Raw genomic sequence first — 14,533 nt, 5'->3', positions numbered from 1 at the left:
AGGTTTGGCTTAAAAAAGCTTTTCTTTCATTTTCTGTAAACGATAATTTCTAATGAATTTAGCTTGTTCGGGAGTGACCAATAAAGGTGTTTTGGCAGTTTTAGCTTTCCAATATCCTTTAATATAATCAAAAAATAAAAGTGGTTTTTTCTTCATCATCGACAGTTTAGCCGATGCAATTGCGGTGATCCAAAAACCGTATCCAAGGGTAAAAAAAGCTTCGCCTTGTTTGTAGCGCGCTGTTTTGTTATAATTTGCCCCGGTTGGCTTAAGGTGTTTTACGTGTAGCGACGCATCTGTTACAACTTTCCAATTATAGAATTTACATAACAACTCGTCTACGGTGTCCCAGCCCATGGCAGGTTTTAATCCACCGATTTGTTGGAAAGTTTCTTTTCGATACGCTTTCAAGGCACCACGAATATGATCTTTGTCGGTTAGGTTTTCAAGTACCCAATCGCCATTTTTTTCGATGTAACAAAATCCTCCGGCCATTCCGATTCTTGCATCCGATTGAAAGTGCGTTATAACAGTTTCAAAATAATTAGGAGGAAAAATCAAATCACCATCTATTTTTACAATAATATCGTAATCGGAATCTAAAGTCTCAAAACCCTTTTGAAAAGCTTGAATTACTTTACTTCCGGGCATATGTATGGCATCTGAAGTTTTATTCACAACAGAAATAAACGGGTTTTCTTTCGCAAATTCTAAAACAATTTCTTCTGTTTTATCGGTAGAATTGTCATTTACAACCACCACCTTTTTAGGTAAAACGGTTTGCGAAATCAAAGACTGCAAAGTCAGACCAATAAGTTCTTGTTCGTTATGCGCGGGAATGACGATGTAATAATTCATATACTTTTTATAAAATTTCAAAATCTAAATTCCAAATTCCAACTGAAGTTGCGAAAATTGGAATTTGGAATTTTAAAAATTTGGAATTTATTATCTATGCTCTTTCAGCATAAACAATATAATATCTATTGGTAAAACTGCGAAGTAGTGGTCGTATACCAAATTTCTTTACAGGATTAGTCCATTTCTGTCTGTCGATAATTTTCCAGCCTGCTTTTTCCAGTAACCAGTCCAGCTGCCAGTCTTCGAACTCGTGGTAGTGTCTGTCCCACATATCGGTTTTGCTACGGTATGCCGGGGAAAACCACAAACGCATTGGGATAGAAATTAGCAGTTTGTCTGATTTTATTTCGTTTAAAATAGTAAACGGATTCAATAAATGTTCGAAGATTTCGAATGCCGTTACAACATCCGTTTTTTCGTTTTTAAAAACAGCTTGGTCTAAATCTAAATCTTCTCCGGTAGTGTTTTTGACTGCAAATCCAGCCTCTTTCATGATTTTAGAAAAAGGATTTTCTACTCCTAAATCCAAAATTGTTTCAGCTGTAGTAATGTGTTTTTGTAAAAATTCTAAAGTAAGTTTGAATCTTTTATTTGGAAACGTTTTTTCGTACATTTTTTATTTTTTATCGGCAAAGGTGCAAATATACAAAGATATCTTCTTCTTTTGCGTTTTTAGCTGATACGAAAATGAAATGCCCGCATCTAAAAAGGAGGGCATGCAGTGTTTTTTGATTTGCTGTTTTTATTCTTTTACCGATATAAAAGTTTCTACCTCGGCAGCATCACCGTCATACTATTTTTTTCCGTGAATGCTAAAATCAATTGCACCCAAGGGGTTACAGTTAATAACAAGGTAAATTTAGAATGTGGTTGTGACAACCTTATGTCAAGGGTGTGGGAATGCTTTTTCTACACGATTGAATGTATTCTTCAAAGGTGATTTTGTGAGGTTCAAATGTTTGATCCGTCACAAACAAACTTTCGATTCGGTCTAGGCGAAAGGATCTGAATTCCTTTCTTAATCTGCAAAATGCAATGAGCAACCAATTTTCCTGAGTGGAGTAAATTGCAAAAGGTTCAATGATTCTTTGGGTGGTTTGGTTATTGTCGGGCGAAAAATAGCTTATGTTGACTAGGTTAAAATTGGTCAATGTTAATTGAAGCGTCGATAGATAATTGCTCGTGCGGTCGTTGTCAATATTTTGTCTGAACAGCACCCGGTTGGAAAGTAAATTAGCTTTGTCTTTGGTGTCGTTTCGTAAAACCGCTTTTATCTTATTGATGGCTCCGGAGTATTCTTTGACAAAGGAAGCGTCTTTGTTTTTCAGAATCAATTGCTCGGCTGTGATTAAAGCGTTGGCCTCGCTTTCGGTAAACATTACGGGCGGAATTCTGTACCCTTCCATTAAAGTATACCCTTTTCCTTCTTCTGTCACTATGGGAACACCGGCCTGTTCTAATGCTTTTATGTCACGATAAATGGTTCTGGTACTTACTGAAAATCTGGAAGCCAATTCTGATGCTGCTATAAGTCGTTTCGTTTGCAATTGTAAGAGAATTGCAGTTAGTCTGGAAAGTCGTTTCGTATCGTTATTGTTGTCCATTTTTTATATAGTCGATAGATTTTAATTTTAAAAATATGGAAATTTTAAACAGTTGAAAGTTAAAAAAAATGTTCCGTAATCTTTTCATTACACTACTGAATTTGTAAAGCTGTATGAGGATTGTATTTTTGTAGGTAATTACTTTTGTAAATATAACTTTTAATTAACATTTTTTGTTTTATTTGTAGGAATTTATTCCCTTAATTTGTATTAAGTAAGTTAAAAGCTACTTTTTTGCAAAATTAAGTTAGTACTTAATTATTTTAACCATCATTGTTCAAAAAAGGTATGAAATACATTTTTTTCTTTATGTGATGCTATGATTTCAAATTGTTTATTAAAAGTATAATAACTAAGGAATGAATAAAGGATATTTTTTAGTGTTGTTTTTAACAGTTTTCCTACCATATAAAGTATTGGCACAGGTAAAGATAAGCGGGAAGGTTAAAAATCAGAATAATAAATCGTTAGAATTATTGGAAGTACAGTTTCAAGATAAAGACTGTGTGCTAGTAAAAAGTGAGTTAACAGGGATTGATGGGGATTTTACAGTTACGATAGCTAAAGGAGAATATCTAATGCTTATAAAAGAATTTGGTAAAATGGTACATAAACAGAGACTTAACCTTGATCACGATTTAAATATAGGTGAAATTAGAATAGTTGAAAATCAGCAACAACTTCAGGAAGTTACCGTTACTTCAAAGAAAAAACTTATAGTGCGAAAAGTAGACAGGTTGGTTTTTAATGTAGAGAATTCTGTCTCTGCCAGTGGAGGTGATGCGATTGACGCTTTGAAAATAACTCCCGGGCTAAGAGTAGAAGAGGATCAAATTGCTATGATTGGCAAAAGCGGAATGTCTGTAATGATCGATGATAGGTTCATAAAACTCTCGGGAGAAGATTTGATTGTGTTTTTAAAATCAATTCCTTCGGATAACATCAAAAGTATAGAAGTTATTTCTAATCCACCTGCGAAATACGATGCAGAGGGCAATAGTGGAATTGTAAATATCAAACTAAAAAAGGCAAAAGGAAATAGTGTGAGCGGTAATTTAAAAACGTCCTATTCGCAAGCCAAGTATCCTTTAGAAAATTTTGGAGGAGGATTAAACTATCAAAAGGATAAAGTAACAATTACTTCGAATGTTAATTACAGCAATGGTAGCACCGCCCCATATCAGGAATATACAATATTTTACCCCAATTATACCTGGTTTGAAACCAACAAAGTAAGAAGCCTTCAAAACAGTTTGAGTGGAGGATTTACAGTAGATTACCAAATTAGCTCAAAGACCGTTATGGGGGTACAATATTCGGGAGTATTAAGCAAGCCTATTCGTAAAGGCGTAAATAACTCTTCGATTACCAATAATAACTTTGTTTTAGATTCTTTAATCATTACTCCTTCCCGTTTAGAAGTGGAGCGGAAAATGCATTCAGTAAATTTTCATACCATAACAAAAATCGACAGTAGCGGGAGGCAACTTTCTGCTGATATAGATTATTTTAAATACACTTCGGATTTAAACAATAGTTTCAGTACCAATACTTTTTTATCTGATGGAACAGAAATTGCCGGAAGGTATATTGCCGCAAATAATTTAAGTAATCAAAATATTGACATCTATTCTGGTAAAATAGATTATGAGTTACCCTTGAAATGGGTGAATCTTTCTTTTGGCGGAAAACTTTCTTTTATCAATAGTGATAGTAAAGTTTCTTACTTTAATACGACCGATTTACATCCCATTTTAGATTTGTCAAAAAGTAATATTTTCGACTATAAGGAAAATACACAAGCGATTTATATTTCAGGAAATAAAACCTTAACTAAGAAATGGGAGCTGCAGCTGGGTTTCAGATTAGAAAATACACAAACAAAAGGATTTTCTGAAACGTTAAGCCAAGCCAATACTAACGATTATCTAAAGCTTTTCCCAACCTTATATGTAACGTATAAATTGGCTGAAGACAATACGTTTGGATTTAACTACAATCGCAGGATCGACCGGCCAGGGTACTCCAAGTTAAATCCATTTAGATTTTATACTTCTTCTTTTAATTATACGGAAGGTAATCCTTTTTTACAGCCTTATTTTACTGATAATATAGAACTATCGCATACCTATAAAAATCTGTATACTTCTGTTTATGCGTATTATCTGAAAAACGGTTTTGACGAATTTGCTTATGTTTCTCCGGGTTCTGTTACGCAAGTTGTTCGTCCGGTTAATTTTTATACAGAAAAGAGTATTGGACTGGTGGAGAGTTATACGTTTACTAAATGGAAATGGTGGGAGAGCAACAATCAGCTGAATGTTTATTATTCCAAAACGACTTCTGAGATTCCGGACATTGTTTCTAATATCGAAAATTGGACGTGCTCTTTTAATTCCATCAATGTTTTTGTTTTAAATAAATCGAAAACGATTAAATCTGAATTAAATTTTGTTTGCAAATCTCCTGCTGTTGTCGGGAGTTATAAGGCTTCAGGGTTTTATTATTTTGATACGGGTTTTAGTTTTTTATTTTTTAAAAAGAAGCTGCAGACTGCAGTTAATTTCATGGATGTATTCAGAACGCAAAAACGAATATTTGAACAAACGGTAAATGGTATAGCACAAAAGAATTTTGATTATCGGGATTCACAAAGAATAAGATTTTCGCTAGTATGGAATTTTGGGAAGTCAATTAAAGAGCAAAAGAAAAAATTTAGTAATGACGAAGAAAAAAAGAGAACGAACTAATTTTTGAATTTATAAACTAAACATTTTGTAATTGATAATGCAGAAAAAAAATAAAAATATACTTGCAAGGATACACCAAATCGAATCTAATGTGTTAAAACTTTGATTAATTAAAACTTTAATAATTTTAATCATGAAAAAGACAAAATTTTCAAAAAAGGACAAAGAAGTGCTTACTAAATCTTTATCGTTATTTAAAAATAACAGATTGAAAGATATAGTTGATTTATCAGGAGCAACAGCACGTGCTGTTGGATTTTCCAGATCAACTTGGGAAAGATCAATAGAAAGAGTCTAAATTTAATTTTTTGGAGGGAGTTCGTTTAACTCCCTCCTTCCCAAATAAAAAAATTATGGCAAATACCACTGAAAATCTAAAATGTCGTTTTGCAGTAGTTAAAGTTGCAAGCAGATGTAATTTGAATTGTACCTATTGCTATGTTTACAATCAAGGGGATAAAACCTACCTGACTCAGCCAAAAGTGATGAGCCCCAATGTTGTTAAGGATCTTATTTACAGAATAAAAGAGCATTGTTTACAACATGGCATAAAAAAATTTACATTTATAATTCATGGAGGGGAACCATTGTTAGCTCCTCAAAGTTTTTATGAAAATTTAATTACCGTATCGGAGCAAATCCTTAAGGATACAGATATTAAATTGAGATTTTCTATGCAGACAAACGGTGTTCTTCTCACAAAAGAATGGTGTGATTTGTTTAACAGACTGAACATTTCTATCGGAATAAGTATAGACGGTCCGGAAATATATAATGATATGTTTCGTATTTATCATTCCGGCAAAGGGTCTTATAAAGATATTGTTAAGGGAATTGAATTGGCCAATGTACACTTAGAAAGACCTGTTGGGGTACTTTCGGTTATTAATATAGACATTGAACCTGAAATGCTATATGATATGTATATTTCTTTAAATGTATCGTCTGTCGATATTTTATTACCGGATGGCAATTATGAAAATATACCGGAGAAGCTTGCTATTGACTTAGAAAACAACAGTACTTTGCATGCTGACTGGATGATAAAAATCTTTGATTTATGGTTTAACGATACTACAAATGATTTGAAGATTGGTTACTTTGAAAGAATTATGTTGAGTATTTTAGGTTATGATGTGTCAGCGGATAGTATGGGGAATAAAAATACAGATGTTCTTGTTATTGAGACAAACGGTGATATAGAATCTTTAGATGTCTTAAAAATATGTGGAGACGGTTTTACAAAAGGAGATGCGAATGTAAGTCTTACCAGCTTTGATGAGGCTTTACAGACACCCTTGGCAAAGATATACCAGTTAAGTCATAAGATTTTATCTCCGGTATGTAAAAAATGTAAAGTTAAAGAAATATGCGGAGGAGGTTATTTACCGCATCGTTTCTCTCATGATAAAGGTTTCGATAATCCTAGTATTTACTGCGATAGCCTTATGAAACTAATCGTTCACATTCAAAACAGTATTATATCAAATCTGCCTGAGGATGTAATACAAGATACGATGATTACAAAATTGGAATATAATAATGTAACAAGTATAAGCTAATTAAGATGGAAGAGCAATTTATAGACATATCGCTTGCACGCCATGCGTTATTATTTTCTGACGAAAGCTGTGGTATTTTTACAACGGTAGAAAATAAATTTAATCATTTTTTAGAAAAGCGTTTCCTTAAATTCATTAAAGAGAATGATTTAGAAGAAAATTATGAGGAGTTAAATGCAGAAGAAAAAAAGAATTTGTTAAGAACTCCTGAGGTAATAAGTAAACTGTTGTGGCAAAGTAATTTTGATCAGAACCAGCTGAAAGTGTTTTTTTCTTATGCCATAGAAATGGAAGGGGCAAAGTTAAAGAAGAAATTCGACTACGCGGAGTACTCTGATAGCTCTTGGACGTTAGACGGATCGTTCTTTATCAGCCACACAGGAAATGATAATTTCGAAACGTTCTCTACTCCTTATTTAGCAGACACCAAAATCCCGATTGATTGTTTTAGTGTGTACAACAGGATGAATGAGGAACATATGCCAAAAGAGTGGTTATCGACGACCTATGATTATGAAGAGGCAGAAAGTCTGACAGACAATCTAACGCAGATCTATAATGGTTTTTATCCAATAGTAAAATGTTTAATTCAAAAGCATGTATATGCCCTATTGTTAAGGAAAATACCGGAAAAAGAGAATCTCTTTACGTCGGGATCAGATGGGGAGTATGTCGGACGAATAGTGGTATGTAATGGTCATACCGTTGAAGACAGCGTAATTGTAGATGCACTGGTTCATGAAGCAATTCATGGGTTATTATACATGATCGATGAGCTTAATGTTTGGCAGCCAAGTCGGGAAATCTCGAGTGAAATAGGAAGGACAGTAATTTCGCCATGGTCCAATAATTCAATAACAATCCGAAATTTAGTGCAGGCTATTTACGTTTGGTATGGTTTGTATCATTTTTGGGATAAATATGGAGTTCAGATATCTGAAACCTATAGAAATGATCGATTAAAATTAATCAGCAAAGGTTTCTTGTTGTTAGATCTTAATCCGTATAAAGGAATTTTAAATGAAAAAACATTTGCAGAATTATGCTTAATAAAAAATGGTTTCGCTTAAAAAAAATCCCCTTTTATTTTCAATTATCAAGTACAGATTGTGGACTCGCCTGTATGCGAATGATTAGTGAGTACTATGGTAAGGCTTATACGAATGAAAATTTTAACGATGAAGTCCAATACAATGGAGTTTCATTAAGTAAATTAGAGCTTTTTGCTTCGTCTCTTGGTTTTGGTACTTTGGTTGCCAAAACGGATTATGTCTCTTTGGTGGATAAGGCTCCCGTTCCTTTTATAGCGTTTTGGAATCAGAATCATTTTATAGTAGTATCAGACATTGCGACTGACAAAGTTAAAGTGGCTGACCCGGCATTTGGTAAAACTACTTATTCCAAAGACGAATTTTTAAAAGGCTGGTCGCAAAATCAGGATGAAGGTGTTGTCTTGTTGTTGGAGGCTCAAGAAAATGATGACCAATTAAAAAAGAAAAAAAAGAATACAAGAGGCAATTTACAATACGTCACTCAATATTTAAAAAAGCATAAAAAAGAGTTATTTTTAATTGCTATAACTTTATTTATATCTTCCTGCATTGAACTTGTTTTTCCGTTTTTTTCTCAAAAAATTATTGATAAGGGAGTAGGGCAAAAAAAAATAGATCTCATTTATTTAATTCTGATTGCTCAAATAGTCTTATTCATTAGTAGAGTAGGTTTGGAGTTTTACAGATCTTGGCTTTTTATTCATATAAGCAGTAGGATAAGTTTGTCTATCATTTCTGATTTCCTTGTCAAATTAATGAAGTTGCCACTAAAGTTTTTTAACAGTAAAAACATTGGTGATCTGGTACAACGAATTAACGATCATAAGCGGATTGAAGCTTTTCTGTCGAAAGATCTTATACAGACGGTCTTCTCCATTTTTACGATTGTCATTTATTCTTTTGTGTTGCTTTATTTCAATTTAAACCTTTTTTTAATTATTTGCGCCTGCACAACAGTTGAGTTGTTATGGATATTTAGTTTTTTTAAGAAAATTAAAATTCTGGATAAAAAAAGATTTTCATTAGATTCTAAAGACCAGAATAAGATTTATGAGCTGATCAATTCAATGCACGAAATTAAATTGAATAATCTGGAGGAAAAAAAACGAAACGAGTGGCAGAAGATACAAACAAACATTTATTTAAATAATATTGATAAACTTAAGATCAATCAGCAATACGAGAGTTATAGGTTTATTAGTTTTCTTCAGACGATATTAGTTGTGTTTGTGTCTGCAATCGCAGTTATGGACGGAACTCTGACTATTGGAAGTATGTTGGCCGTTATGTATGTAATAGGAGGGTTGAATACGCCTATAAGCCAATTGATAAATTTTGTGATGCAGTATCAATTAGTGAAAGTAAGTTTTGAAAGACTCAATGAGATTCACAACAAACCGGATGAGGAGAATAAAAGCGGCATTGTAAAGCTTGATGGAATAGAGGATATCAATATAAAAAACGTGAGTTTTTCTTATGATAATTCGAATTACATTCTGAGAGATATTACTTTAAAAATTCCAAAAGGAAAAACGACCGCCATTGTTGGTGTAAGTGGCAGTGGAAAGACTACCCTGTTAAAATTACTTCTTAAATTTTATAAACCACAACAAGGTGATTTGTTTTTGCATGAAACAGCACTCGAAGAAGTTGATAACAAACTATGGCGAAATAAATGTGGCGTAATCCTGCAGGATAGTTTCATCTTTTCGGACACTATTTCGTATAATATTTCTTTAGAAGAAAATCCAAATCACGAAAAACTAGTAAATGCGGTTAAACTTTCAAATATTGAAGACTTTATAGACAAACTACCTCTTAAATTAAATACGCTTATCGGGACAGAGGGGGTTGGTATTAGTCATGGGCAACGCCAGCGTATATTAATTGCCAGAGCGATTTATAAAAATCCCGATTATTTGTTTTTTGACGAAGCAACGAATTCATTAGATGCAAAAAACGAAAGAATAATTGTTGAAAATATTGACTCTTTTTTTAAAAATAAAACAATGATTGTAGTCGCACACAGGTTGTCTACTGTAAAAAATGCAGATCAAATAGTCGTATTAGATAACGGAAAAATGATTGAAATCGGGACTCATAATGAGTTGATTAAAAATAGAGGGAAATACTTTGAATTGATACAAAACCAATTAGAATTAGGAGAGTGATGAAAAAAGAGGAAAATGATATTTTCGGTAAAATACCCAATAAACTAACTTTTGTGGGGATCGTTATATGTGTCTTAAGTATAATTTCTTTACTCTTCGCGATTAAAGTTTTGTTTTATTGATTTGCAAAACAGTTAGTTAAAAGAGCGAATCAGGAGTGTGATTAATCCGGGTTAGCTATATCTCAGTATTCGATATAAAAGAGCCCGTTAAACTATGAAAAAGTGAAACGGGCTTCTGATTATAAATGAAAATTTTGGATATAATTAATATCGGTACACAAATGCATTAACGTTCATTCCTGCTCCAACTGAAGCAAAGATTACGACGTCGCCTTTGTTTATTTCGTGATTTTCTATTTTTCCTTGTATCAAAAGATCATAGAGTGTAGGTACCGTTGCCACACTGCTGTTTCCAAGATCATGTATGCTCATTGGCATGATGTCTTTTGGAGCTGTTTTGTCGTATAATTTGTAAAAACGATCTATAATCGCTTCGTCCATTTTTTCGTTTGCTTGGTGAATCAGGATTTTTTTGACGTCATCAATGGCGATACCGCTTTTGTCTAAACAGTTTTTCATGGCACAGGGTACCTGACTTAAAGCAAATTCATAAATTTTACGGCCGTACATTTTAATGTATTTAATGTCCGGATCTAAATCAGCATTGTATGATTTTCCAAAGTATAAAAAATTGGCTTCATCGTTAGCAAAAGTAGCGCTTTCGTAAGATAGCAATCCCGTTTCATCGTCAGAAGCTTCCAGGATTGAAACTCCTGCTCCGTCAGAATAAATCATCGAGTCACGGTCATGATCGTCAACCACTCTTGATAAAGTTTCTGCACCAATTACCATTACGCGTTTTGCCATACCGGATTTGATAAAAGCATTGGCTTGAAGTACACCTTCAATCCAGCCCGGACATCCAAAAAGAATATCGTAGGCAACACATTTTGGGTTTTTAATCCCTAATTTATTTTTTACGCGTGTCGCTAAACTTGGTAAAATATCCGTTTGGTGTGTTCCGGATTTTACGTCGCCAAAATTATGCGCAAAGATGATATAGTCTAAAGTTTCAGGATCGATCTTAGCATTTTCAATGGCTCTTTCAGCAGCAAAAAACGCTAAATCTGATGAGGTATGTTGATCTTCGGCATAACGGCGGTTTTCGATTCCCGTTATTCCTTTAAATTTTTTAATTACTACTTCATTTGGATAAGCAAAAGGAGTTCCGTCTTCATTCAAAAAAACATGTTTGTCAAAGTCTGTATTGCTTACTTCTTTATTCGGAATGTAACTTCCGATACCTATTATTTTAATTTTCATTATTCCTTTATTAGCCGGTAAATTTATTGCTAAATTATAAATAAAATGATGATAACTATCATAAAACATACTATGCGTGCATATAATTATGAAATAAGAATTTTTAGCTCTAGTTATTGGTTATTTTATAATGAATTTTAGCTTTATATGAGATTTCAAACGTTTGCGATTGTTTTTTGGGCGTATTTTTATTTTGTAAAAACATTCTTATTTGTGTAGTAAAATAACAAGTTCTTTGCATAATGTTATAAAAATAATAAACCCGATAATTTTGAAGTTATCGGGTTTATTGATATGCCGAAAAATTATTTTTTTTTAATTTTCCATATATGCTTCAATAGGAGCACAGCTACAGATTAGGTTTCTGTCTCCGAAGGCATCATCTGCTCTTCGAACAGAAGGCCAGAATTTGTTTTCAGCGATATATTCTAATGGGAAAGCAGCTTGTTCTCTTGTGTAAGGAAAATCCCAAGTCTCTGTTGTTAGCATAGCTAAAGTGTGAGGAGAATTTTTCAATACATTATTACTGTCTTCGATTGTTGCTGCTTCAATTTCTTTTCTGATAGAAATCATAGCTTCACAAAAACGATCTAATTCTTCTAAGTTTTCACTTTCAGTTGGTTCGATCATTAAAGTTCCTGCAACTGGGAAAGATACTGTTGGTGCGTGGAAACCATAATCCATTAAACGTTTTGCGATATCGGTAACTTCGATTCCTTTTTGTTTGAATGGACGACATTCTAAGATCATTTCGTGCGCTGCACGACCCATTTCTCCTGAATATAAAGTGTCGTAATGTCCGTTTAATTTTTCTTTGATGTAGTTCGCATTTAAAATCGCATGCTCTGTAGCGCTTTTTAAACCTTCAGCTCCTAACATCGAAATGTATCCGTAAGAAATCAAACAAACTAGTGCAGATCCCCATGGTGCGGCAGAAATAGCCGTGATCGCCGTTTCTCCTCCTGTTGGGATTACCGGGTTTCCAGGTAAGAAAGGAACCAATTGTGGTGCTACACAAATAGGACCAACTCCAGGACCTCCACCTCCGTGAGGGATAGCGAAAGTTTTGTGTAAATTTAAGTGACAAACGTCAGCTCCAATTGTAGCAGGATTTGTTAATCCAACCTGAGCATTCATGTTCGCACCGTCCATATAAACTTGTCCGCCGTTATCGTGAATGATTTTTGTAATTTCCTGAATAGCACTTTCAAATACACCATGTGTAGATGGGTAAGTTACCATTAAACAAGATAAATTGTCTTTATGAAGAATGGCTTTCTCACGTAAATCTTCTACGTCGATATTTCCGTTTTCTAATGTTTTAGTAACCACTACTTTCATTCCGGCCATTGCTGCAGAAGCAGGATTTGTTCCGTGAGCAGAGGAAGGGATCAAAGCGATATTTCTGTGATCGTCTCCACGTGATTGGTGGTACGCACGAATTACCATAAGTCCAGCGTATTCTCCTTGTGCACCAGAGTTTGGTTGTAAAGTAGTACCGGCAAAACCTGTAATAACGTTTAATTGTTGCTCCAGTTTTTTCAACATTTCCTGGTATCCTTGTGCTTGGTCAAGTGGCGCAAAAGGGTGAACATTATTCCAGTTTGGATTACTTAATGGCAACATTTCAGCAGCAGCATTCAATTTCATCGTACAAGAACCTAACGAAATCATCGAGTGATTTAACGCTAAATCTTTACGCTCTAACATTTTGATGTAACGCATCAAAGCGGTTTCTGAATGGTATTTGTTGAAAACATCATGCTCTAAGAAAGCAGAAGTTCTGTTTACTGAATCCGGGAAATGATTGATTTCTGTTAATTCAGAAATAGTGGTAGCTTGTAAAGAAAGCGCTTCTGCAAAAATGGCAATGATGTCATTTACATCAGAAATACTTGTCGTTTCGTTTAATGAAATCGAAATTGTATTTTCATCAGCATAGTAGAAGTTTACTTCTTTAGCTTCAGCAACCGCTTTTACTTTTTTAGCATCTGCTTGTACTAAGATCGTATCAAAGAAAGCAGAGTTCAGTTGTTGTACCCCTATTTTTTGTAATTCGTTTGCCAAAGTAGCTGCCGCAGCATGTACTTTGTCAGCGATATATTGTAATCCTTTTGGTCCGTGGTAAACCGCATACATTCCAGCCATTACTGACAATAATACTTGTGCAGTACAGATGTTAGAAGTTGCTTTATCACGTTTGATGTGTTGCTCGCGGGTTTGCAACGCCATACGCAATGCACGATTTCCGTTGGTATCGATGGTTACCCCAATGATACGACCCGGCATACTACGTTTGTATTCTTCTTTAGTTGCAAAATAAGCAGCGTGTGGTCCTCCGTATCCTAACGGAATTCCGAAACGTTGTGTAGTACCAACTACAACAGCAGCTCCCATTTCTCCCGGAGGAGTTAATTTTACTAAGCTTAAAATGTCAGCAGCAACGGCAACCTTAATTTCGCTTGCAGCAGCTTTCTCAATAAAAGCAGTATAATCATTTACTTGTCCGTATTTCCCAGGGTATTGTAAAATAGCTCCGAAGAATTCAGTAGAAAAGTCAAAAGTTTCATGGTTTCCAATTACTAGTTCAACACCAATTGGAGTTGCACGAGTTTCTAAAACAGAAAGCGTTTGAGGTAAAATTTCTTCTGAAACGAAAAATTTATTTACATTGTTTTTCTTTTGGTCACGTGAACGAACATCTAACAACAGTGCCATAGCTTCTGCTGCTGCTGTTGCTTCATCTAACAAAGAAGCATTAGCGATTTCCATTCCGGTCAATTCGATAACAGTAGTTTGAAAGTTTAAAATGGCTTCTAAACGACCTTGTGCGATTTCAGCTTGGTACGGTGTGTAAGCCGTATACCATCCCGGGTTTTCAAAAACATTTCTTTGGATTACAGCAGGAACAATCGCCTGATTATAACCTAAACCAATATAAGTTTTAAAGATTTTATTTTTGTTACCTAATTGTTGAATATGGTTAGAGAACTCATATTCAGTCATCGCAGGGTCTAAGTCTAAAGGTGCTTTTAAACGAATGTCATCTGGAAGGGTTTCGTAAACAAGTTGTTCGATCGATTCAACTCCAATTGTCTGTAACATGTGTTGAAGATCTGTTTCTCTTGGACCAATGTGTCTTAAAGCAAAAGCATCTGTTTTCATATAGTTGTAAAAGTGTTGTTTTTTTGTGGTGCAAAATTAAGTA

At 34.2% G+C, this 14,533-nt stretch carries 10 protein-coding genes; 5 read left to right on the top strand and 5 right to left on the bottom strand.

Annotation, left to right across the window (positions count from 1 at the left end):
- Positions 1-9: 9 nt before the first annotated feature.
- From AB674_RS05085 to AB674_RS05075, 3 genes are all read right to left on the bottom strand, one after another.
- Positions 10-858, bottom strand: coding sequence for a glycosyltransferase (locus AB674_RS05085; RefSeq protein ID WP_047774388.1), 849 nt, complete (start codon positions 856-858; stop codon positions 10-12).
- 94 nt (positions 859-952) lie between these two features.
- Complete coding sequence (locus tag AB674_RS05080; RefSeq protein ID WP_047774386.1) at positions 953-1,474, bottom strand: methyltransferase; 522 nt, start codon at positions 1,472-1,474, stop codon at positions 953-955.
- A gap of 268 nt (positions 1,475-1,742) precedes the next feature.
- Positions 1,743-2,465 carry a helix-turn-helix transcriptional regulator gene (locus tag AB674_RS05075; protein WP_047774384.1) on the bottom strand — a complete coding sequence of 241 codons (723 nt, stop codon included), beginning with the start codon at positions 2,463-2,465 and terminating at the stop codon, positions 1,743-1,745.
- A 359-nt stretch (positions 2,466-2,824) separates the two neighbouring features.
- Between AB674_RS05075 and AB674_RS05070 the strand changes: the two genes are divergently transcribed.
- From AB674_RS05070 to AB674_RS05055, 5 genes are all read left to right on the top strand, one after another.
- A complete protein-coding gene (locus AB674_RS05070; protein ID WP_053004200.1) occupies positions 2,825-5,215 on the top strand; it encodes a TonB-dependent receptor domain-containing protein in 2,391 nt (796 codons plus the stop codon).
- A gap of 133 nt (positions 5,216-5,348) precedes the next feature.
- Complete coding sequence (locus AB674_RS22750) at positions 5,349-5,513, top strand: hypothetical protein (RefSeq protein ID WP_165579347.1); 165 nt, start codon at positions 5,349-5,351, stop codon at positions 5,511-5,513.
- A gap of 55 nt (positions 5,514-5,568) precedes the next feature.
- Complete coding sequence (locus AB674_RS05065) at positions 5,569-6,777, top strand: radical SAM protein (protein ID WP_053004199.1); 1,209 nt, start codon at positions 5,569-5,571, stop codon at positions 6,775-6,777.
- A gap of 5 nt (positions 6,778-6,782) precedes the next feature.
- Positions 6,783-7,847 carry a hypothetical protein gene (locus tag AB674_RS05060; RefSeq protein ID WP_047774383.1) on the top strand — a complete coding sequence of 355 codons (1,065 nt, stop codon included), beginning with the start codon at positions 6,783-6,785 and terminating at the stop codon, positions 7,845-7,847.
- Positions 7,820-10,000 (top strand): peptidase domain-containing ABC transporter, encoded by a 2,181-nt coding sequence (locus AB674_RS05055; protein ID WP_047774382.1) that lies wholly within the window; start codon positions 7,820-7,822, stop codon positions 9,998-10,000. Before AB674_RS05060 ends, AB674_RS05055 begins: the two co-directional genes overlap by 28 nt.
- Positions 10,001-10,266: 266 nt before the next feature.
- Here AB674_RS05055 and AB674_RS05050 read toward each other — a convergent pair whose 3' ends face one another.
- Positions 10,267-11,325, bottom strand: coding sequence for a 3-oxoacyl-ACP synthase III family protein (locus tag AB674_RS05050; protein ID WP_047774505.1), 1,059 nt, complete (start codon positions 11,323-11,325; stop codon positions 10,267-10,269).
- 315 nt (positions 11,326-11,640) lie between these two features.
- On the bottom strand, positions 11,641-14,490 hold the full coding sequence (gcvP, locus tag AB674_RS05045) for an aminomethyl-transferring glycine dehydrogenase (protein ID WP_047774380.1): 2,850 nt from the start codon (positions 14,488-14,490) through the stop codon (positions 11,641-11,643).
- Between the last annotated feature and the right edge of the window lie 43 nt (positions 14,491-14,533).

This window comes from Flavobacterium sp. ABG, from assembly GCF_001027725.1.
GTDB lineage: Bacteria > Bacteroidota > Bacteroidia > Flavobacteriales > Flavobacteriaceae > Flavobacterium > Flavobacterium cupriresistens.
This window is presented reverse-complemented; position numbering and strand designations above follow the sequence as displayed.

What these genes read in the sequence shown, in the direction of transcription:
- AB674_RS05050 (WP_047774505.1), bottom strand. Translation starts at nt 11,325, where the DNA reads ATGAAAATTAAAATAATAGGTATCGGAAGTTACATTCCGAATAAAGAA.
- AB674_RS05055 (WP_047774382.1), top strand. Translation starts at nt 7,820, where the DNA reads ATGCTTAATAAAAAATGGTTTCGCTTAAAAAAAATCCCCTTTTATTTT.
- AB674_RS05070 (WP_053004200.1), top strand. Translation starts at nt 2,825, where the DNA reads ATGAATAAAGGATATTTTTTAGTGTTGTTTTTAACAGTTTTCCTACCA.
- AB674_RS05065 (WP_053004199.1), top strand. Translation starts at nt 5,569, where the DNA reads ATGGCAAATACCACTGAAAATCTAAAATGTCGTTTTGCAGTAGTTAAA.
- AB674_RS22750 (WP_165579347.1), top strand. Translation starts at nt 5,349, where the DNA reads ATGAAAAAGACAAAATTTTCAAAAAAGGACAAAGAAGTGCTTACTAAA.
- gcvP (WP_047774380.1), bottom strand. Translation starts at nt 14,490, where the DNA reads ATGAAAACAGATGCTTTTGCTTTAAGACACATTGGTCCAAGAGAAACA.
- AB674_RS05085 (WP_047774388.1), bottom strand. Translation starts at nt 858, where the DNA reads ATGAATTATTACATCGTCATTCCCGCGCATAACGAACAAGAACTTATT.
- AB674_RS05075 (WP_047774384.1), bottom strand. Translation starts at nt 2,465, where the DNA reads ATGGACAACAATAACGATACGAAACGACTTTCCAGACTAACTGCAATT.
- AB674_RS05080 (WP_047774386.1), bottom strand. Translation starts at nt 1,474, where the DNA reads ATGTACGAAAAAACGTTTCCAAATAAAAGATTCAAACTTACTTTAGAA.
- AB674_RS05060 (WP_047774383.1), top strand. Translation starts at nt 6,783, where the DNA reads ATGGAAGAGCAATTTATAGACATATCGCTTGCACGCCATGCGTTATTA.